Source organism: Pseudonocardia sp. EV170527-09, assembly GCF_008369905.1.
In the GTDB taxonomy this organism is placed as follows: domain Bacteria; phylum Actinomycetota; class Actinomycetes; order Mycobacteriales; family Pseudonocardiaceae; genus Pseudonocardia.
In genome coordinates this window covers 1-258 of sequence record NZ_VRMC01000533.1, presented here as the reverse complement: position 1 = coordinate 258, position 258 = coordinate 1, and the positions used below count along the sequence as shown (strand labels likewise).

Annotated in this window: 1 pseudogene; it reads right to left on the bottom strand. The window is 62.8% G+C overall.

Annotated features, from left to right (window positions below):
• Positions 1-257: pseudogene (gene manB, locus FVA95_RS30050) on the bottom strand (phosphomannomutase/phosphoglucomutase); the annotation flags it as partial.
• Between the last annotated feature and the right edge of the window lies 1 nt (position 258).

Here is a 258-nt window from a genome sequence, read left to right as displayed (position 1 = left end):
CACTCCAGGGAGCCGGCGGCGTAGTAGAGCTCGTCGGTAGAGGTTAGCCCCAGCAGGGTCACGTTGAGGCCCTGCGAGGTCACACCCTCAGCAAAAGCGCGCGCCAGAGACGGCGAGGACGGGCGCATATCGTGGCCGACTGCTACGGTATTTTCGCCTTCTTCCCGCAGGATGGCGGCAAACGCGGCGCCCGTATCGCGCACGAAGTTCTCATCGATATCTTCGCCCACCACGCCACGGACGTCATAGGCCTTAATT